The 18,380-nt window shown below is 74.9% G+C and carries 17 protein-coding genes and 1 tRNA gene; 6 read left to right on the top strand and 12 right to left on the bottom strand.

Annotation, left to right across the window (positions count from 1 at the left end):
- Positions 1–486 precede the first annotated feature (486 nt).
- Positions 487–1,020, bottom strand: coding sequence for a DUF309 domain-containing protein (locus tag BJP40_RS05350; protein ID WP_071279028.1), 534 nt, complete (start codon positions 1,018–1,020; stop codon positions 487–489).
- Positions 1,021–1,180: 160 nt separating this feature from the next.
- Here BJP40_RS05350 and BJP40_RS05345 point away from each other — a divergent pair, with 160 nt between their 5' ends.
- Positions 1,181–3,877, top strand: a complete 2,697-nt coding sequence (locus BJP40_RS05345) for an AAA family ATPase (RefSeq protein ID WP_071279026.1) — start codon at positions 1,181–1,183, stop codon at positions 3,875–3,877.
- A 59-nt stretch (positions 3,878–3,936) separates the two neighbouring features.
- Positions 3,937–4,010, top strand: a tRNA-Pro gene (locus tag BJP40_RS05340).
- Between the two features lie 1,219 nt (positions 4,011–5,229).
- On the opposite strand, the gene amaP is transcribed toward BJP40_RS05340, so the two are convergent.
- From amaP to BJP40_RS05310, 6 genes are read right to left on the bottom strand one after another with little or no spacing between them, the layout of a single operon-like run.
- Positions 5,230–5,784 carry an alkaline shock response membrane anchor protein AmaP gene (gene amaP / locus BJP40_RS05335; protein ID WP_071265246.1) on the bottom strand — a complete coding sequence of 185 codons (555 nt, stop codon included), beginning with the start codon at positions 5,782–5,784 and terminating at the stop codon, positions 5,230–5,232.
- On the bottom strand, positions 5,781–6,317 hold the full coding sequence (locus tag BJP40_RS05330) for a DUF6286 domain-containing protein (RefSeq protein ID WP_071279024.1): 537 nt from the start codon (positions 6,315–6,317) through the stop codon (positions 5,781–5,783). Before BJP40_RS05330 ends, amaP begins: the two co-directional genes overlap by 4 nt.
- Entirely contained in the window at positions 6,314–6,733 is a 420-nt protein-coding gene (locus BJP40_RS05325) for an Asp23/Gls24 family envelope stress response protein (RefSeq protein WP_079168950.1), read from the bottom strand. Before BJP40_RS05325 ends, BJP40_RS05330 begins: the two co-directional genes overlap by 4 nt.
- A complete protein-coding gene (locus BJP40_RS05320) occupies positions 6,730–6,939 on the bottom strand; it encodes a hypothetical protein (protein ID WP_071279022.1) in 210 nt (69 codons plus the stop codon). The genes BJP40_RS05325 and BJP40_RS05320 overlap by 4 nt, the downstream gene beginning before the upstream one ends.
- Positions 6,940–6,986: 47 nt before the next feature.
- Positions 6,987–7,334 (bottom strand): hypothetical protein, encoded by a 348-nt coding sequence (locus BJP40_RS05315; protein WP_107416710.1) that lies wholly within the window; start codon positions 7,332–7,334, stop codon positions 6,987–6,989.
- Complete coding sequence (locus tag BJP40_RS05310; protein ID WP_071279020.1) at positions 7,331–7,807, bottom strand: Asp23/Gls24 family envelope stress response protein; 477 nt, start codon at positions 7,805–7,807, stop codon at positions 7,331–7,333. Before BJP40_RS05310 ends, BJP40_RS05315 begins: the two co-directional genes overlap by 4 nt.
- 561 nt (positions 7,808–8,368) lie before the next feature.
- Between BJP40_RS05310 and ctaD the strand changes: the two genes are divergently transcribed.
- Positions 8,369–10,066 carry a cytochrome c oxidase subunit I gene (gene ctaD / locus BJP40_RS05305; protein WP_071279018.1) on the top strand — a complete coding sequence of 566 codons (1,698 nt, stop codon included), beginning with the start codon at positions 8,369–8,371 and terminating at the stop codon, positions 10,064–10,066.
- Positions 10,063–10,470 (top strand): cytochrome c oxidase subunit 4, encoded by a 408-nt coding sequence (locus BJP40_RS05300; RefSeq protein WP_071279016.1) that lies wholly within the window; start codon positions 10,063–10,065, stop codon positions 10,468–10,470. The genes ctaD and BJP40_RS05300 overlap by 4 nt, the downstream gene beginning before the upstream one ends.
- A gap of 71 nt (positions 10,471–10,541) precedes the next feature.
- Here BJP40_RS05300 and BJP40_RS05295 read toward each other — a convergent pair whose 3' ends face one another.
- On the bottom strand, positions 10,542–12,212 hold the full coding sequence (locus BJP40_RS05295) for a ubiquinol-cytochrome c reductase cytochrome b subunit (RefSeq protein WP_079170940.1): 1,671 nt from the start codon (positions 12,210–12,212) through the stop codon (positions 10,542–10,544).
- 116 nt (positions 12,213–12,328) lie between these two features.
- Here BJP40_RS05295 and BJP40_RS36070 point away from each other — a divergent pair, with 116 nt between their 5' ends.
- The gene (locus BJP40_RS36070) at positions 12,329–12,838 is read left to right on the top strand and encodes a hemerythrin domain-containing protein (RefSeq protein WP_071279014.1); all 510 of its coding nucleotides are present in this window, start codon (positions 12,329–12,331) and stop codon (positions 12,836–12,838) included.
- 57 nt (positions 12,839–12,895) lie between these two features.
- Here the strand turns inward: BJP40_RS36070 and BJP40_RS05285 are convergent, their stop codons facing one another.
- The 3 genes from BJP40_RS05285 to BJP40_RS05275 all read right to left on the bottom strand — a co-directional run bounded on the left by BJP40_RS05285 (position 12,896) and on the right by BJP40_RS05275 (position 16,340).
- Positions 12,896–13,960 (bottom strand): 2-dehydropantoate 2-reductase, encoded by a 1,065-nt coding sequence (locus BJP40_RS05285; protein ID WP_071279012.1) that lies wholly within the window; start codon positions 13,958–13,960, stop codon positions 12,896–12,898.
- A gap of 398 nt (positions 13,961–14,358) precedes the next feature.
- Positions 14,359–15,897 (bottom strand): hopanoid C-3 methylase HpnR, encoded by a 1,539-nt coding sequence (gene hpnR / locus BJP40_RS05280; protein WP_071279010.1) that lies wholly within the window; start codon positions 15,895–15,897, stop codon positions 14,359–14,361.
- Positions 15,898–16,019: 122 nt separating this feature from the next.
- Positions 16,020–16,340 (bottom strand): CU044_2847 family protein, encoded by a 321-nt coding sequence (locus tag BJP40_RS05275; protein WP_079170939.1) that lies wholly within the window; start codon positions 16,338–16,340, stop codon positions 16,020–16,022.
- A gap of 409 nt (positions 16,341–16,749) precedes the next feature.
- On the opposite strand from BJP40_RS05275, the gene BJP40_RS35265 reads away from it, so the two are divergent.
- Positions 16,750–17,754: a CAP domain-containing protein gene (locus tag BJP40_RS35265; protein WP_071279008.1), complete on the top strand. Its 1,005-nt coding sequence runs from the start codon at positions 16,750–16,752 to the stop codon at positions 17,752–17,754.
- An 82-nt stretch (positions 17,755–17,836) separates the two neighbouring features.
- On the opposite strand, the gene BJP40_RS05265 is transcribed toward BJP40_RS35265, so the two are convergent.
- Entirely contained in the window at positions 17,837–18,220 is a 384-nt protein-coding gene (locus BJP40_RS05265) for a CAP domain-containing protein (RefSeq protein WP_256220638.1), read from the bottom strand.
- Between the last annotated feature and the right edge of the window lie 160 nt (positions 18,221–18,380).

Below are 18,380 nucleotides of genomic sequence, written 5' to 3'. Positions count from 1 at the left end.
GCGCCCCGTCCACTGCCGTCCACCGCCGAGCGCCGACCGGGCAACCGGCCACAGGATCCGCCGGGCCCGCCGGACTGCCGCGTCCGCCCCGCCGCCCGGCCCGTCCGCCGCCGCGGCCAGCGGATGACCGAGTCCGCCACGGACACCACACGCCGACGGCGAGCCACTGCCTTGGGGCACGGTGCAGCCCGCCCACGTCGGGGCGGCCCGAGCGGCGTGCGCCGCCCACGACGCCGACCGGCAGCGGCCGAGGTCACGTCTCGGCTCCCCCGGGCCTATGCCTCCCACGCCGCCAAGCCCCGCAGCCCGCAGCCCGGCGCCCCGTCCACTGCCGTCCACCGCCGGGCGCCGACCGGGCAACCGGCCACAGGATCCGCCGGGCCCGCCGGCTTCCGCCCGTGCCGCGTTCCTCGGCCGCCGCACGCCCTTCCGGTGGCCGACGGCCGTCCCGCCGACATCCGGAAGGCCCCCGCCGCCGAACCGTCGTCAGGCCGCCGCGCCCCGGCCTCCCGTCAGACGCGGCGCTTCCGCCGCCGGATCGACCTCCGGGGCCGGGACCCCGGCCAGTCGCGCCGCGAGGCGGCCCGCCCAGTCCGCGAGGGCTGTGGCGTCGATGCCGTACGGCCTGTCGGCGCCGTACGGGCCGATCCGCTCGGCCCCCCGCAGCAGCAGCCGCGCACCGCCCACCGCGTTGCCGCGGGCGGCGTGCGTCAGACCCACCGCCAGCTGGGCCAGGCCCCTCCACAACTGCTCCTCGCCGGCCCGTTCCGTGCCGCGGCACGCCTTCCAGGCGTCCTCCAGCACCTCGTGCGCATGGAACGGCATCCCCGAGTCCAGGAGCCGCTGGGCCTCCCGCAAGGCGTCCTCCGGCGCACGCGCCACACCCTCCGGCTGCCGGGCCACCCCGTCCACGCCGTACGGCAGGGGCCGCCCGAGCCCGTCCCGGGGCCGCGCACTGCGCGCCCGCCCCTCCGCGTCCCGGTCCCGCGGCCCTCTGCTTCCACCGTCCACGCCGTCCATCCGCCCATTGTCGCCCGTTCCCCGGACGGTCCGCGAACGACCCGAACGGTACCCCTCACCAGGCCGTACGACTACGCTCCCCCCGCAGAGGATCACCACCTCCGGCCGACCGCGCCGGCCGACACGCCACGCCCAGACCGCACATGGAAGGGAAAGGCCGATGTTGCCGTCCCCGGCGGAAGACCCGCTCCCCGTACCCCTGCTGGAGCGGGAACCGGAACTCGCCGCAGCCATACGCGCCGTTGACGCGCTGTGCAGTCCCGCTCCCTCCGGAGGACTGATCATCTACCGGGGCGAGGCCGGCATCGGCAAGACCGCCCTGCTCACCGAGATAAGGCGCCGCGCAGGCGGCCGCTGCACCGTCCTGTCGGCGACCGGCGCCGAGACCATGACCTCCGTGCCCTTCCACGTCGTGCGCCAACTGCTCCTCCCAGCCCTGCTCACCGAACCCGAGGACCGGCTGCGCCGCCTCTTCGGCGACCGCTTCGAGCTCACCGCTCCCGCCCTCGCCCTCGCCCCGCCGACCGGGCCGCTCGCCGATCCCCAGGGCGTACGGGACGGACTGGACCGGGTCGTCACCCGGCTCGCGGAACAGCAGCGCGGCAAGCCCCTCGTGGTCCTCGTCGACGACGCCCACTGGGCCGACGCGGAATCGCTCACGTGGCTCGCCGCCTTCGCCGGCCGACTGCCCGCGCTGCCGCTCCTCGTCGTCCTCGCCCACCGCTCCGACGCCTACGCCGACCCCCGTACCGGCCCCGGCCCCGGAAACCGACCCGACGCCCGCACCGAACCCGCCGCGACCCTGCTGAGGCGACTAGGCGACCAGGCCCGACTCACCGTCACCCTCAGTGCGTTGACCGAGGAGGCCACCACCGACCTGGTGCGCTCCGCCCTCGGCCACCGCACCGACGCACCGTTCTGCCGCGAGCTGTGGACGGTGACCGGCGGCAACCCGTACGAGACCGTGGAGCTCCTCGCGCAGGTGCGCGACCGCCGGATCGAGCCCGTCGCCGACAGCGCGGGCCGGCTGCGCGACCTCGGCGCCTCCTCCCGCGGCGACGGCCTGGCCGACCGCCTGGAGCAACTCGGCAGCGACGCCACCCGCTTCGCCTGGGCCGCCGCCGTCCTCGGCACCGACATCTCCCCGCGCGTCGCCGCCCGCCTCGCCGGCATGGGCCGCGACACGGCCGACGACTGCGCGCACCGGCTGCGCGAGGCACGCGTGCTCACCGGCACCGACCCCCTGGAGTTCACCCACCCGCTGGTCGCCACGGCCGTGTACCGGGCCATCCCGCCCGCCGTCCGCACCGCTCTGCACGGCGCGGCCGCCTGGGCGGTCACCGACGCGGGCCTCGGCGCGGCCGCGGCCTCCCGGCACCTCCTGGAGGTGCACCCCGACGACGACCCCGAGGTGGTGGCGCAACTGCGCGACGCAGCCCGCGAACACCTCGCCGTGGGCGCCCCCGACGCCGCCCGGCGCTGCCTCGAACGGGCCCTCCAGGAACCACCGCCGCCCGAGGCCTACGCCGAAGTGCTCTACGAACTGGGCTGCGCGGCCCTCCTCACCTCCCCCGACGCCACCGTCCGCCACCTCCGCTCCGCCCTCGATCTGCCCGGCCTGGCGGCGGCCCTGCGCACCGACGCCACCTGCCGTCTCGCCCAGGCGCTCGCCCACAGCAACCAGCTGCGGCAGGCGTCCGTCGCGGTCGCCACCGAGGCGGCCCGCACGCCCCCGGGCCCTGCCCGCACCCGCCTCCAGGCCGCGCACTTCATGTACGAGTCGTTCCGCGCCGCCGAGGACGACCCCGAGGGCCGCTCCCGCCGCCTGGCGGACCTGGCCGACCGCCTCAAGGGCACCGACTCCGCCGAACGGGCCCTGCTCTCCTTGCGCGCCTTCGACGCGATGCTGCGCGGCGAGGACGCCGCTCACGTCGTCGACCTCTGCGACCGCGCCCTCCTCGACGGCCGCCCGGCACGCGGCGTCGGCTGGACCGACACGGAGTGGGGCTTCGAGACGCCCGCCATGGTCGGTATCGCCTACGCCTTCACCGACCGGCCCGACCGGGCCCGCGACCTGTTCGAGGAGGCGGTGCGCGCATACGAGATCTCCGGCTGGAGCGGCGCCCACCTGGCCTTCGCCCACACCCTCCTGGGCCTCGCCCACCGCCGCGCCGGCGACCTGCGGCAGGCGGAGACGTTCCTCCGCGAGGGACTGCGCCTGGCCGACCGGGTCGGCACGGGACTGGCCGTCCACTGGGACGCGGTGTGCCTCCTGATCGACACCCTCGTCGCCCGCGGCCGTACCGCCGAGGCCCGCGAACTGGCCGACCGCTACGCCTTCGGACCGCCCTGGCCGAGCGCGATGGTGATGCCCGACGGGCCCTCCGTCCTCGGCCGACTCCTCCTGGCGGAGGACCGCGTCCGCGAGGCCGTCAGCGAACTGGAGGCCGCCGGAGCCGCCCTGGAGGCCCGCGGCCGCCGCAACGGCACGTGGGCCCCCTGGGCGTACGACCTCGTGCGCGCCTCCCTCGCCGCCGGGGACACGGACCGCGCCGCCCGCAACGCCGCGCTGGCCCGTGCCCACGCCGAGCGCTTCGGGACGGACACCGCTCTCGGCGAGGCGCTCCGCTGCCAGGCGCTGCTGGCCGCCCCGGACGAGGCCCGGACCCTGCTGTCCCGGGCGGTCCGCCACTTGGAGGCATCGCCGTCCCGGTACGAGCACGCCCAGGCCGTCTACGACCACGCCAGTGCCCTCGCCTGCCCCGCGGCGCTGTCCCGCGCCGCCGCCCTCGCCACGACCTGCGGCGCGGACGCCCTGACCGCCCAGGCGGAGGAGGCCCTCGCCCATCACCGGTGACGCGGATGAGGTAGTGTTCTCTCGTCGCGTTCGCCACGGCTCAGCCGCAGCGAACGCGCCGGGACGTGGCGCAGCTTGGTAGCGCACTTGACTGGGGGTCAAGGGGTCGCAGGTTCAAATCCTGTCGTCCCGACTTGAGAAAGTCGCAGATCAGGGGTCGTTTCAGAGGAATCTGGAACGGCCCTTTGATCGTTTCTGGGGGGCCACATCGCTTTCACCGCTCAGAGGGCGGAACGGGGCTCGGCAGGGGCCGGGGTGCGCGGAGCCCGGCGAGGTGCGCCGAGAGGGCGGCGCCGACGGCGGTGATCTTGTGCGCGTCAGGGTGCGGATGCCGCTGAGTGGTGGCCCGTGACCCTTGTCCGGCGATCTTGCGCAGGACGTGCACCCGGACGCCGGCGTCGGTGAACCGGGGAGGCTGCGGTCGGCACGGGGGACGACGGGGGCGCCCACCACCGTGCCGACGATGATCTCTTCCAGCGGGTCCATTCGTTGTGCACGTTGGCAGGGCTCATCCACTCCTCACGTGGATCGGGAGGGGTGCGGCGACCGCCGTCGGACCTGACACGGGGGCACCGGCCCGCAGCCTGCCTTCCCGGCCGGTCTCGCCGGTGGCGCGGGGGCGGATCGCTCCCCGGACGGCGTGGTGCGACTGTGCCGGCCCCCCGGTTCCCTCAGCCACGGGGCAGGCTGCGGCACGGCGCAACGGCAGGAGAGGCGCATCGCACGACGGTCCCCGAAGCGCCCGGCCCCGGCCCCCGGCCCGGTGCCCCGGCGGCCGGTCACAGGAGCCTGGCTGCCGACACCGCCTCCCGGATCGCCGGGCCGCAGCAGCACGCACGGGGCGCCGCAGCCGTGCCCGACCTGACCCGCCGTCCGTCCGCCCCGCCGGGTGCCGGCGCGCGCCCCTCAGGATCGATTCCCGGCCGGACACCACCGGCAGCAAGCCCCGCACCGGCCACGGTGATCACAACGGCGATCGGAGCACTAGGGTCCCTGTGCGAACGACGGCCGCCCGGCCGCCACCAAGGGCCACTACGCGCCCTACCGCACCCCGTGGAAGTATCTGGACCTGCCCGAGGGCGCCCCTGTCCGCATGTACATCTACAAGTCGAACTCCAGCGGCCACCACCACCCGGTCTACCGCGACGGCGTCGTGTGAACGGCAACCGGCAGGCCCTGCTCCCCCGAATGCTGACGGCCGTCCCGGAGGAACGGCTCCACGGCCGCGGTGAGGATCGCGTCGGCGAGCCCCCGTGGGCGCCGTCCGGCCCGCCGGTACGGCGTCGCGCCATGCGGGCGGCAGACAGGCCAGGCCCCCGCAGCAGGTCTGCGGGGGCCTGGCGGGCGAGTGCTCAGCGTGCGACGTGCAGCCTGACCCGGGCGGGCAGCTCCGGCTGGTCGAGGAAGTCGCGCAGGTGCGGCAGCGCCTCCGACTGGATGCGGTCGAGCGCCGTGCGCACCTCCGTCTCCGCCGCGAGGGTGACACGCAGGACGAGGTGCGGGTAGCTGGAGCTGCGCGTCAGGCGGGCCGCCGCGCGGTGGACGCCGCCGTAGGACTCGATCTCCTCCTCCAGCGCGTCCGTCACGGCGTCGGCGCTGAGCGTCGTCGCCCCTCGGCTGCGGTCCGCTTCCAGGGGCAGGCTGCGCACCCCGTCCGGCCGCAGCTGCGCCACGGCGACGAGCAGACCCAGGACGGCGACGAGTGCGCCGGCGAAGCCGATCAGCGGCCACACCCACGACGACGAGGCGGCGTAGCGGCGCTCCCCGGGGGTGAGCAGGGGCTCCGACGGACCGGCCGAGCCCAGCACCCCCCAGCCGTACAGGAACGCCAGGACGCCCCCGGCCAGGAGCACCAGGCCCAGCAGGGCGAGGACGATGCGGTTCGTCCTGTCGAGGTGGCGGGTCATGGTCTCCCCCTGGCGGTCCTTACCTTCACGGTCACCTTGTAGGCGGTGGCGGTGCGGATCGCCGCCAACTGCTCGGCGGCGACCTCGGTGATGCGGTCCTGCAGGCCCTGCCGTTCGCGCAGGGGAGTGGTGGCGCTGACCTTCACCCGGCGCCCGCGCACCCGTACGCGGTGGTCGTCGACCCCGTCCACCTGGCCTACCGCCGCACCGACGGTGCGGCGCAGCCCCCGTCTGGTCAGCTCGGTCCGGGTGTGCTCGTCCACGGTGTCCACCCGCACGGCGCGGCGGCGCCCGCTCGACAGGGCTGCCCACAGCAGGACCAGACCGATGACGGCGATCCCGGCGGCCACCGCCATGATGGCGTCGTCGCCCCACTGGTGGGTGCGCAGCTCGCGAGTCATCGAGCGCTGCGGCCACACCACGGGCGCGTTGCCCGTGCCGACCGCCACCACGTCGATGGCGACCGCCGCGCCGGCCGCTGCCAAGACCAGCGAGACGAAGGCGACCAGGAACCTGCGGGGGATCGGCCTCATCGCACCCTCCGGGCAGGGCCGGACGGCGACGGCAGGCGGGTGACGTCGATGTCGACGTGGTCCACCCGCAGGCCGGTGAGGTTCTGCACCCGCTCGATGATGTGGTCGCGCAGCCGGCGGGTGGTCGTGCGGGCAGACCACGGCCACACGAGGGAGACGGTGACGGCGAGGGACGTGACGTCACCGCCCACCCACGCGGTCACCGGTGACGCGCGCTGCGCCCCTTCCCGGCCGAGGGGGACGCCGAGCAGTCGCGGAGCGACGCCCCCGACGCGGCCCGCTTCCCGTACGGCCCGCGCCGCGATCCTCTCCACCACCCGTTCGGCGATGACCGTGCGTCCCGGGCCGCCGCCCGGGGCGGGCGGCTCGGGCTCGGGTTCCGGGCCGACGGCGGCCCCGGTGTCGGCGCCGCTCATCCGCGGGCCCGGGAACGGTGGGTACCGGCACGGTAGGCGTCACGGGACGCCTTGAGGTCGAAACCGCCCTCGGCGACCCAGCCGACGAGCAGCCCGAGCAGGCCGAGGCAGAGGACGACGAAGAAGGCGACGACGCCGCCGAAGGCGCCGGCGAAGCCGAGGGCCACACCGAACGCCAGACCGAGAACAGGAGGGGACGGGGACATCACAACACCTCGCACTGAAGCCTTGGGGGTTCAACGGGCAGAGTCGCCTAGGGGAGGTCGCCGGTGTCGAGGTCCTCGACGACGACGTCGACCACGGCGCCCGGGGCCGCGGCGGCGACGGCTTCCCTCACCTCGGAGCCGATGTCCGCGACCGGGTGGCCGTAGCGGCCGACGACGTGGACGCGGACCGTCCTGCCGGACACCTCGACGCCGGGCACGCGCCGTCCCGGCAGGTACGCCGACGCGCCGAAGCGGCCGGTGGTCAGCCGGCTGACCAGCCGGCAGCCGGCGGCGGCAGCCGCGATCCGCGCCGGGTCGAATCCGCTGCCGTCCGCCGGGGTTCCGGTGCCGCTGCTCTCTGCGGCGGTCTCGTCGTGGTCGGGCGGTCCGTTCACTGCACCCGGGGACCCGTGGACGCGCCTTCGTCCTCGTCGGAGTCGGGCAGGTGGACGTCGTCGACGGCGATGTTGACCTCGACCACCTCCAGGCCGGTCATGCCTTCGATGGACTTGATGATGTTGCGCCGGACGCCCGCCGCGAGGTCCATGATGGAGACGCCGTACTCGCAGACGATCACGACGTCCACCGCTGCCTGGGTCTCCCCGACCTCGACGGACACGCCCTGGGTGATGCTCGGGCCGCGCGACCCCGGGATGCGCTCGCGGACGGCTCCGACGGCCCGCGACCCGCCGCCCCCGAGGTTGTACACGCCGTCGACCTCACGTGCGGCTATGCCGGCGATCTTCTGGACCACCGCGTCGGAGATGGTGGTCCTGCCGTGTTCCGTCACCAGGCCCCCGCGTCCCTCCCCGGACCGGTTCCCCGAGGTACCCGGCTTCTGCGTCGACTCTGTCGATGAAGTGCTCATCGCCTGCGCTCCTAGGTGAAGAGATCTTTATCCCTTTATGGCACGGTATGGCGGGCTTTGCAGTGTGGCCTCCTCCACACGGTGCGCGCGCAGCCGGCCCCCCGCCCACCGCACCGCCGCTGAGCAGCGCCTTCCTCGTGTGGTCGGTCGACCGGCGGGCTCGGTCCGCCCGTTGCTGCTTCAAGCAACCGGCGGGGCGGCTTCGGCACCGGGACTGCCGCACGCCTCCCCCCGCTGACGGTGTTCCTGCCGAGGGGACCGCAGCCAGGGTTCCGCTCGGAGCCGCTTCCGGTCCGTCCGCCTCTGGTCCGCCCGCCCACCGGCCCCTCCGCCTCGCCGTCCCTCGGCCCCTCCCGGCGCTGCGGAAACCGGGGACACCCGGGGTGGCCGCCCCGGGTGGCTGACCCGGGTCCGTGCCGTGCCCCGTGCCCCGGCCCGGCCAGCGGCGGGCCGGATGGCGGACGCCCGGGTTTGACCGCGCGCCACACGGGCTACAGGAGGGCCGTGACCCGCCCGGGGCCGGCCGCGACCCGACCGGCACCCCGCCCCCCGGAGGCCCCCATGCCCCAAGCCGACGTGCAACGGCGGCCCGGACCGGCGCTCGGCGGCAGGATCCGCACGTACGTGACCACCACCGACCACAAGACGATCGGCAACATGTACCTGGCCACGGCGTTCGGCTTCTTCCTGGCCGCCGGGCTGATGGCGATGCTGATGCGGGCCGAACTGGCACGTCCCGGCCTGCAAATCGTGGACGCCCACCAGTACAACCAGCTCTTCACCATCCACGGCACGGTGATGATGCTGCTCTTCGCCACGCCCACGTTCGCCGGCTTCGCGAACGCCGTGATGCCGCTGCAGATCGGCGCGCCCGATGTCGCCTTCCCCCGTCTCAACGCGCTCACCTACTGGCTGTTCCTCTTCGGCGGGCTCATCGTCATGGCCGGTTTCGCGCTGCCCGGCGGGGCCGCCTCGTTCGGGTGGTTCGCCTACGCCCCGCTGAACACCACGGTCTACAGCCCGGGCCTCGGCGGGGACCTGTGGATCATGGGACTCGTCGTGGCCGGCATCGGCACGACGCTCGGCGCGGTCAACTTCATCGCCACGATCATCTGCCTGCGCGCCCCCGGTATGACGATGTTCCGGATGCCGATCTTCACCTGGAACGTCATGTTCACGTCGATCCTGGTGCTCCTGGCCTTCCCGGTCCTCACGGCCGCCCTGCTCGCCCTGGAGGCCGACCGGAAGTTCGGCGCGCACGTCTACGACCCCGCGAACGGCGGGGCGCTGCTGTGGCAGCACCTGTTCTGGTTCTTCGGGCACCCCGAGGTGTACATCGTCGCCCTGCCGTTCTTCGGCGTCGTCACCGAGATCGTCGCCGTGTTCAGCCGCCGGCCCGTCTTCGGCTACGTCGGGATGGTCGGCGCCACCATCGCCATCACCATGCTGTCGGCGACCGTGTGGGCGCACCACATGTTCGCCACCGGTGCCGTGCTGCTGCCGTTCTTCTCGTTCCTGTCGTTCCTCATCGCCGTGCCGACGGGCGTGAAGTTCTTCAACTGGATCGGCACGATGTGGAAGGGCTCCCTGTCCTTCGAGACGCCCATGCTGTGGGCCGTCGGATTCCTCGTCACCTTCCTGCTCGGCGGACTCAGCGGGGTGCTCGTCGCCTCGCCGCCACTGGACTTCCACGTCACCGACTCGTACTTCGTCGTCGCCCACCTGCACTACGTGCTCTTCGGCACCATCGTCTTCGCGATGTTCGGCGGCTTCTACTTCTGGTGGCCGAAACTGACCGGCAAGCTCCTCGACGAGCGCCTCGGCCGGATCCACTTCTGGACGCTGTTCCTCGGCTTCCAGCTCACCTTCCTGGTCCACCACTGGCTCGGAGAGCAGGGCATGCCGCGCCGCTACGCCGACTACCTCGCCGCCGACGGGTTCACCACCCTCAACACCGTCTCGTCGGCCGGCTCCTTCCTGCTGGGCCTGTCCACGCTGCCGTTCCTCTACAACGTCTGGCGCACCGCCGTGTACGGGCGGCGCGTCGAGACGGACGACCCGTGGGGCTTCGGCCGCTCCCTGGAGTGGGCGACGTCCTGCCCGCCACCGCGCCACAACTTCCACACCCTGCCCCGCGTACGCTCCGACTCGCCGGCCTTCGACCTGCACCACCCGGAGGCGACGGCCCTGCCCCCGGTGGGGCGGCTCACCCCGGACCCCGTGTCGTCGTCGCAGCGCTCGGAAGGGACCGGCCGATGAGGACGGAGGCCTGCCTCTTCGCAGGCGTCGCCCTGTTCTTCCTGGTGACGGACGCCTTCTACATCGTGTTCGCCCGCGAGCCCGCCGGGACCGCGGCCCTCACCGTGTCCTTCGCCATGACAGCGCTCGTCGCGTTCTTCTGCGCCGTCACCTACCGGCGCAACGGCCGCAGACCGGAGGACCGCAAGGAGGGCGAGGTCCGCGAGCGCGGCGGGTCACTGGGCTTCTTCCCGCCGCACGCCGCCACGCCCGTGCTCACCGCCCTCGGCGTCGCCGTCATGGCCGTCGGCGTCGTGTACGGCCTGTGGCTGTTCGCCATCGGCCTGGGAGTGACGGCGGTGGCCGTGTTCCACATGGTGTTCCAGTACGCGGAGCGGGACGAGGGCCCCGACGGGGGGCCGTGAGCGCGAGCGCCGCGTGCGCCGGCCGGCACCCTGCGGTGCGGCCCGCGGCGCGGCGACCGGCGGCCGCCGCCTCAGCGCTCGTCCGCCGGCGCCTCGTGCACCGGCTCCGTCAACCGGCCCGTGGCCTGCAGCCGCTCCTCCGCATGGGCGGGCATCTCCACCCGCGCCCCGCAGTACCACGCACTGAGCCGGGCCCGCAGCCGCCGCCGCAGCGGCGCGTCCGCCGCCGGGCGGGGGAGGGGCCCCGGCACGTCCCGCACCAGTGCGGTGCGGCGCCGGTCCGCACCGACCGGCCGGTGGCCCTCGCCCATGCCTCCGAACGGGTCCTGCACGACCGCGCCCGTCTCCTCCCCCTCCTCCAGCCGCTCCCGGTCGTGGGCCTGCAGCGCCAGGCACAGCCGCCGCGTGAGCAGGTACGCCGCCACCGGTCCGACGACGATCAGCACCCGGAACGCCCACGTCAGGCCCTCCAGTGACATGCGGAAGACGAGCGCGATGACGTCGTTGCCCCCGGCCGCCAGCAGCACCGCGTACGCCACGATCCCCGCCGTGCCGATCGCCGTGCGGGTCGCGTGGTCGCGCGGCCGGTCGCAGAAGTGGTGCTCCCGCAGGCCCTCCTCGCCTCCCGACAGCCAGCGCTCCAGGTGCGGATAGAGGAACAGGCACGCGAAGAGCACCCCGGGCAGCACCACCGCCGGAAGGAACACGTTCCACATCACCGTGTGCCCGGCGACCACCGTCTCCCAGGGCGGCATCAGCCGCAGCGCGCCCTCCAGGAACCCGACGTACCAGTCCGGCTGGACGTCGGTGGAGATCTGGTCGGCCCGATACGGCCCGTAGTTCCACACCGGGTTGATCTGCGCGAGCCCCCCGAGCACCGCCGTGACGCCGAACACCAGCAGCGACAGCCCCGCCGACTTCGCGGTGAACTGGGGGAACATCGGCTGCCCCACGGCGTTCCGGTTCGTCCGGCCGCGCGCCGGCCACTGGGTGTGCTTCAGGTACACCACCATCACCAGGTGCACCCCGATCAGCGCGATGAGCACACCCGGCACGAACAGCACGTGCAGGACGTACAGCCGCGGCAGCAGGTCCTCGCCCGGGAAGCTGCCGCCCCAGACGAAGAAGGCGAGATAGGTGCCCACCACCGGGATGGACATGACGATCGAGTACGCGGTGCGCAGCCCCGTCCCCGACAGCAGGTCGTCCGGCAGGGAGTAGCCGGCGAACCCCTCGAACATGGCCAGGGCGAACAACGTCACCCCGATGGTCCAGTTCAGTTCGCGCGGCCGGCGGAACGCCCCGGTGAAGAACACCCGCAGCATGTGCACGGCGATCGCCGCCACGAAGACCAGCGCCGCCCAGTGGTGCATCTGACGCATCAGCAGGCCGCCCCGCACGTCGAAACTGAGCTCCAGCGTGGTGGCGTACGCCTTGGACACGGTGAGCCCCTGCAGCGGCACGTACGAACCCCGGTACTCGACCAGCGCCAGGCTGGGGTCGAAGAACAACGTGAGGTAGCTCCCGGTGAGCACCAGCACCACGAAGCTGTACAACGCGAGTTCGCCCAGCAGGAACGACCAGTGGTCGGGGAACGCCTTGCGCATCAGCTCACGGCCGAGCTCGGACACCGGCGCCCGGCGGTCCAGCGCCACGTACCCGAGGAACGCCGCGGTCCTCGGGCGGCTCGACCCGGCCGGACCGCCCCGTCCGGGCCCGGGCCTCCGGTTCCGCTGCACCATGCGTCCTGCTCCCTCCGACCGCTCGTCGCGGCCAGTGTGCGGGTCGCAGCCACGCCGGGCCGCGCATTGGGCAGAACATGGGCAGGTCCGCAGACCGCCGGGCCGGGGAGGCCGATGTGACCCACGCTGCCGAACACGACCTCGTGCAGGAACTCGCCGCCGACCACGCCCGGGCGCACCGGCTCCTGGACCGGATGCGGGAGGCACCGCCCGGCAGCGCCGCCCGCGCGGCCGCCGTCGGCGAACTGGTGCACGGCCTGGCGGAGCACCTGGAGAAGGAACGGAGGGTCCTGCGGCCGGCCGTGCTCGACTGGGTGCCCCGCGACGCGCGGGCCTGGGCCGACCGCATCGCCGCCGACCACGGCGAACTGCATGGGATCCTGCGGAAGGCGGCGGACGTGCCGCCGGAGGACGAACGGCACGGCGAAGTCCTGCTGGAGCTCGTGGACCGGGTGGCGGCCCACACCCGGTGGGTGGAGCAGCGCCTGCTGCCCCGCCTCCGACTGGCGTGCCCGCCGGAGGAACTGCACCGGCTGGGCGAGGAGTCCAGGCACCTCCGCGCCCCCGCGTCCCGCCGGGGCCCGGCAGGCGGCGGGGGCTGGCTGCGGCGGATGCTCGGCGGGTGAGGAGGCGCCGCCGCACGCACCCCCTCCGGCGCGCCCCCGGCCCGGGCCGTGCGGGCGTCAGTGCTCCGCTGGGGCCCCGTCCGGGCGCCGCCGCGCCGCGCTCAGATCGGCGTGCAGCTCAGGTCCCGACCAGCGGCGCGCCCCGCCGGGCCCCGCGGCCTCCGCCTCCCGTACGAGCCGGACCAGGCGGGCGTTGACCGGGGCCGCCAGCCCGTGGCGGGCGGCCAGCGCCACGACCTCCCCCTGCAGCGCGTCGACCTCCGTGGGCCGCCCGCGCTCCAGGTCCTCCCACATGGAGGAGCGGGCCTGCGCGTCCACCCGCAGGGATGCGGCCGCCGCCCGGCGGAACAGGGCGTCCGGCAGCCTCAGCAGCAGCGGCGTCACCGCCGCGGGAACCGGGCCCCACCGCGCCGGGGAGACCCCCTCCGCCCGGAAGGCGGCCAGGGCCTCCTCCTGGCACAGGGCCAGGCACCGCCGGTACGCGCGGGCGCCGAGTTGCTCCCGCAGCGGCAGCCCCGACAGGGCGTTCACGGCGTTGTTGAGGTTCATCAGCAGCTTGGCGTACCGCACCGCCCGCATGTCGGATCGCGGCTCCACCGGCAGCCCGGCGCCGCGCAGCGCGGCGACCAGCGGCCGGGCGGCGGGCACGTCCTCCACCACCAGGGTGCCCGCCGTCCCCTGGTGGAAGGAGGCGGGGGCCGTCCGCAGCACGTTGTACGGCACCATCCCGGCCACCACCGGCGTCCCGGCGGGCAGCACCTCCCGCAGCGACTCCGGGCCGCGCAGACCGTTCTGGAAGCTCACGACCGCGGTACGCGGGCCGAGGTGCGCGGCGCACGCCTCCGCCGCCGCACGCGTGTCCCGCGCCTTCACGGTGACGAGGACGACGTCGGCCCCCGCCACCGCCGACGGGTCGGCCGAGGTGCGCAGCGCACGGGGCGGCACGTGCGCGGCGGGCCGGCCACCACCGGTCAGCCGCAGTCCCCGCTCCGCCACGACCGCCATGGCCGGGGCGCGCCCGACGAGGGTGACCTCGCAGTCCGCAGGGGCGGACGCCGCGAGGGCTCCGCCCAGGTGGCAGCCGATGCTGCCCGCGCCGAACACGGTGACCTTCAGAGGCATGCGGCCAGTGTGACCCGGGGCGGGCCACGCGTCGAGGGCGGTGCGCCTGCCGCGTCGCGCCGCCGGGGGACCGCCGGCCGGCGCGCTCCGCCCCTGTGCACCGCCTGTCGCCGCGTACCGCCGGCCCCGGCGCGGCGGGCACCGCTCGACGGACCACGGTCCGTTCCCGTGCGTGACGGGCCGTGCCCGACGGGGCTCCGGACCGGCACCGGGGCTTCGCCGCGCGCGCCCGGCAGGCCCCCAGGCTCCTCCGGGCCGCCACCGCCTGTCACGGCGTACCGCCCGGTTCCCCGCCGCGCCGGGCACCTGCCGGGCACACCGGCCCGCTGCCGAGCCGCTCCGGGCGCTGACGGCGGCCGCGCGCCGACCGGTGCGCGGTGCCGGGCGACGGGGGGACGCTACGCCCCGTCGGTTTCCGGCGCTGCCGGGTCCGCCTCCGGGGAGCCGGGTGCCTTGCGGCCCACCGCCGACACGGGCCGCGTGTGGATGAACAGTTCCTTGCGGCCGGGCGCCGCCGCCCGGTGCTCCGGAACCGGCAGCTCGTACGTCACCGGGCGCCGGTGGTCGGCGAGCTGGCGCTCGGGGTTGTAGACCCGGCCGAACTTCCACAGCATGCGGGCGAAGTTCGTCTGGCCCCGCAGCAGGTTGCGGCCCAGCACCCCGCCCGCCCGCAGGGCCGTGCGCAGGCCCAGGTGCTTGCGGTTGAGGACCGCCTGCGTGCGGACCAGCTCCCGGTAGAACACCTCCAGCGGCAGCTTGGTCGGCACGACCGCGTGCTGGATGTCGAAGAGGCGGTAGTCCCGCGTCGTGAGCTGACGCGCCTCCGTGTGCCAGATCTCCGTGCCCGGGTACGGGGTCATCACCGTCAGGTGCACGATCTCCGGCACGGCCAGGGCGAACTCCCGCACGAGCCGGAAGCGCTCCTCGTCCCACGCCGGGTCGACGATCAGGTTGATCGCGACCATGATCCCCATGCGCCGTGCGGCCTCCAGCGCCTTGAAGTTCTCGTCCGGGCTCACCCGCTTGCGGTACAGGTCGAGACCCTCCGCGTCGATGGCCTCCATGCCGAGGAACATGTACCGCAGCCCGAGCCGCCGCCACCGCTCGAAGACCTCCTCGTTGCGCAGGAGGACGTCGCTGCGGGTCTCCAGGTAGTAGTTCTTCCTGATGCGCCGCCGCTCCAGCGCCGCCGCGATGCCGTGGCCGTGCTCCGGTTTGATGAACGCGACGTCGTCGACGATGAAGACGTTCGGCTCGGCGATGGACGCCATCTCGTCCGCAGCCGCCTCGGGAGACGCCCTGCGGTAGCTCCGCCCGTAGAATGTCCACGCCGAGCAGAACGAGCAGTCCCACGGGCAGCCCCGGGTGAACTCGATGGACGCGCACGGGTCCAGCTCGCCGATGAAGTAGCGGTTCCGCTTGCGGGTCAGGTCACGTGCCGGGCGCGGCCGGTCCAGGCTCTCCATCAGCAGCGGCGCCGGCCCCCGGCCCTCCGCGCACACGACGCCGGGCACCGTCGCCAGGCCGCCGTCCCGCGCCGCCTCCAGCAGGGGCGCCACGGCCGGCTCGCCCTCGCCCCGGACGACCGCGTCCACGGCGCCCTCGGCCTGCTGCAGCACGTGGTCGGCGATGAAGGAGACGCTGTGCCCGCCGAAGAAGACGAAGCAGCCGGGGGAGGCGGCCTTGGCGCGGCGCGCGATCTCGATGGCCTCCGGGATGTTCGCCAGGTAGTTGAGGGAGACACCGAGTGCCTCAGGGGCGAACGAGCGCAGCTCCTCGTCCAGCAGGCGCTGCGACAGCACCTGGAGGTCCACGATCCGGACCTCGTGGCCGGCGTCCCGCGCGGCGGCCGCCACCCGTTCCAGCCCCAGGGGTTCGAGCCGCAGGAAGATCTCCGAGTACATCAGGGCACTGGGATGGACCAGCATCACGCGCATGGGGCTCTCCAGCCGGACGGGTACGGGTGACCGGACGGGTGCGGGGGCGGGAATCCAGGGGCGGCGGGGGACGGCCGGCGGGCGGGCGGCGGTGCACGGCGCCGGGGGCTGCGTGGCGGACGTCACGCGCGGTCCCAGACCAGCCGGACCGCGAAGTTCACCTCCGCCGTGCCCCTCGCCACGATCACGCCCGTCTCGCCGCCCATCTTCAGACCGAACTCGATCTCCATCCTGTCGGGGCCGAGCCGCCGTACCGAGCGGGTGACCTCGGACAGCGCCGGCTGGAGCCGCTCCAGGGCCTCCTGGAGCGACGCCTGACCACGGGCCACCGGCCCTTCCGCGGGCACCCGTTCAGGCAGCGGCAGGCCAAGGCCGTCGTCGACCTCGAAGACGGCCGTCCGTTCGCCGTCCTCGTCCACCGCCATCGTGATCAGCTGCGCCACGCCGCCAGCCTGACCCGCTCCACCGGGCCGCGCACCCCGGAACGGTCCGTACGGACCACGCCCGCCTCCCGTGGCCGCTTTTCGACCTTCGGGCCCGAAGCCCGGTTTCCCGGGCGTGTCGCCACGGAAGGACTTCCACGGCGGGGGACCGGCACAGACCACCGGGCCTGACGCAGGGACCGGGCGTGACCCCAGCGGGCCGAAGGGGGAAGCAGGGCCGGACGGGACGCGGGCGCGCGCGTACGCCGGAACAGGTACGGGGAACACCGAACGGAACGCGGAAGACGGAACGGAAGCGGGAAAAGCGTTGTCGGCGTGGCTGCGCCCGGTCTCCTCTGTGCCGGACCCCCCTGGGCGGTCCGGCGGCCCTTCGCCAGGACGAGAGACGAGAGCAGAGAGCGGAGTACACGTGCAGCACAGCCAGTTCTACGACCCCCACGACGACGACCGTCCGGAGGACCGGCCGGGCAGACGCGTGGAAGCGGCCCGCATCCGGCGGCACGCCAGGGCGAAGCGGCGGTGGACCTACCAGGGCGCCGGCACGGTCGTCGCCGGCGCGGTGGCGCTGGCGGCCGTGACGGCGGGCACCTTCGTCCTCGGCGGCACGGGCGGGGACGGCGCACCCCTCGGCACGGGGGCGGTGGACCCCGTGCGGACGCAGGGCGGGGGAGCGGGAGTCACGGGGGACGGCGCGCACGCGTCTCAGGCCGCGGCCACCGTCGGCCCCGGCAGTACGGCCCCGGCTGCCCCGGTGACCGCGGCGCCGCCGACCGGAACGTCCACCGCCTCCGCCGCGGGCTCCGTCCCGCCCAGCGCCGGCATACCGGCGGCGGCGAGCCCCGCACCCTCCGCCCCGGCATCGCCCCGCGGCCCCGGCTCCGACCCGCAGCGTGCCGCGGAGCCGGGCACAGTCGCGCCACCGCCCCGCCCCTTCGACGCAGGCGGCACCCCGGATACCGGAGCCGCGCCGTCCGCGACCCCGCGCGCCGGGCAGCCGCCGCAGGCCGGCGCCGCACCGGCCGGGACCGCCGCCGACCACGTGCGCCGCGTCGTGGACCTCGCCAACGCGGAGCGCGCCCGGACGGGCTGCCCCGCCCTGCGCGTCAACTCCCGGCTGCAGCGGGCCGCGCAGGCCCACGCCGACGACATGGCGAGGCGCAACTACTACCAGCACGACACACCGGAGGGGCGGGACGCCGGGGACCGGATGCGCAAGGCGGGCTACCGGTGGAGCACCTGGGGCGAGAACATCCACCGGGGCCCCAAGGACCCGGCCGCCGCGATGCGCGACTGGATGAACAGCCCGGGCCACCGGGAGAACATCCTCAACTGCGCCTTCCGCGACATCGGCGTCGGGGTGAACCTGCGCTCCAACGGCCCCTGGTGGGTGCAGAACTTCGGCGTCGCGGGCTGACCGGCGCCGCGGCCCCGGCCCACCACCGTCCCGCCGGGCCGACCGCCACCGTCGCGCCGGGCACGCGGCCACGGACCGCCCGCTACCGCCCGGCCGGGCCCGCGAGAGTCTGCACCCACACGGTGCCGTCCGGGCCCGGTACCGCCGCCACACCGGTGTCCCGGTACGTGCAGCCGAGCATGTTCTCCTCGTGGACGGATCCGTCCATCCAGTCCTCGACCACCGTCGCCGCGTCCCGGGGCCCGCGGTGCAGGTTCTCCGCCCAGGCGCTCGCGGGGTAGCCGGCGTCGGCGATCCGCGCGTCGGCGTGCCGCCCCTCCGGGTCTGCGTGGTCGAAGTAGCCGCGCGCCACCATGTCCCGGGCGTGCGCCCGGGCGGCGGCCGTCAGGCGCGGATCGAGCCGCAGCGGACCGCAGCCGGCCCGCGCCCGGCGGGCGTTCACCAGGTCCGTGACGCGCTGCTCCACCGGCGGTGCGGCGGGCCGCGACGCGGAAGGGGAAGGCGACGGCGGCGGAGCCGTGGGTGAGGCCGACACCGACGGCCGCGGGGACGGCACGGCCGCCTGCTTCCGCGCGGGTGCCGAGGAGGCGGGCGCCTGCGAGCGGACCGCCCCGTGCGGCGCCGCC

The sequence above is a fragment of the Streptomyces sp. CC53 genome (genome assembly GCF_001865245.1).
Taxonomy (GTDB): Bacteria; Actinomycetota; Actinomycetes; order Streptomycetales; family Streptomycetaceae; genus Streptomyces.
Note: the sequence above shows the minus strand (reverse complement) of the source record. Positions and strands in the feature narration are given on the sequence as shown.

Coding starts and splice junctions, on each gene's coding strand:
- amaP (WP_071265246.1), bottom strand. CDS start 5,784: ATGACCCGCCACCTCGACAGGACGAACCGCATCGTCCTCGCCCTGCTG.
- BJP40_RS05320 (WP_071279022.1), bottom strand. CDS start 6,939: ATGTCCCCGTCCCCTCCTGTTCTCGGTCTGGCGTTCGGTGTGGCCCTC.
- BJP40_RS05330 (WP_071279024.1), bottom strand. CDS start 6,317: ATGAGGCCGATCCCCCGCAGGTTCCTGGTCGCCTTCGTCTCGCTGGTC.
- ctaD (WP_071279018.1), top strand. CDS start 8,369: ATGCCCCAAGCCGACGTGCAACGGCGGCCCGGACCGGCGCTCGGCGGC.
- BJP40_RS05310 (WP_071279020.1), bottom strand. CDS start 7,807: ATGAGCACTTCATCGACAGAGTCGACGCAGAAGCCGGGTACCTCGGGG.
- BJP40_RS05325 (WP_079168950.1), bottom strand. CDS start 6,733: ATGAGCGGCGCCGACACCGGGGCCGCCGTCGGCCCGGAACCCGAGCCC.
- BJP40_RS05295 (WP_079170940.1), bottom strand. CDS start 12,212: ATGGTGCAGCGGAACCGGAGGCCCGGGCCCGGACGGGGCGGTCCGGCC.
- hpnR (WP_071279010.1), bottom strand. CDS start 15,897: ATGCGCGTGATGCTGGTCCATCCCAGTGCCCTGATGTACTCGGAGATC.
- BJP40_RS05350 (WP_071279028.1), bottom strand. CDS start 1,020: ATGGACGGCGTGGACGGTGGAAGCAGAGGGCCGCGGGACCGGGACGCG.
- BJP40_RS05345 (WP_071279026.1), top strand. CDS start 1,181: ATGTTGCCGTCCCCGGCGGAAGACCCGCTCCCCGTACCCCTGCTGGAG.
- BJP40_RS05285 (WP_071279012.1), bottom strand. CDS start 13,960: ATGCCTCTGAAGGTCACCGTGTTCGGCGCGGGCAGCATCGGCTGCCAC.
- BJP40_RS05300 (WP_071279016.1), top strand. CDS start 10,063: ATGAGGACGGAGGCCTGCCTCTTCGCAGGCGTCGCCCTGTTCTTCCTG.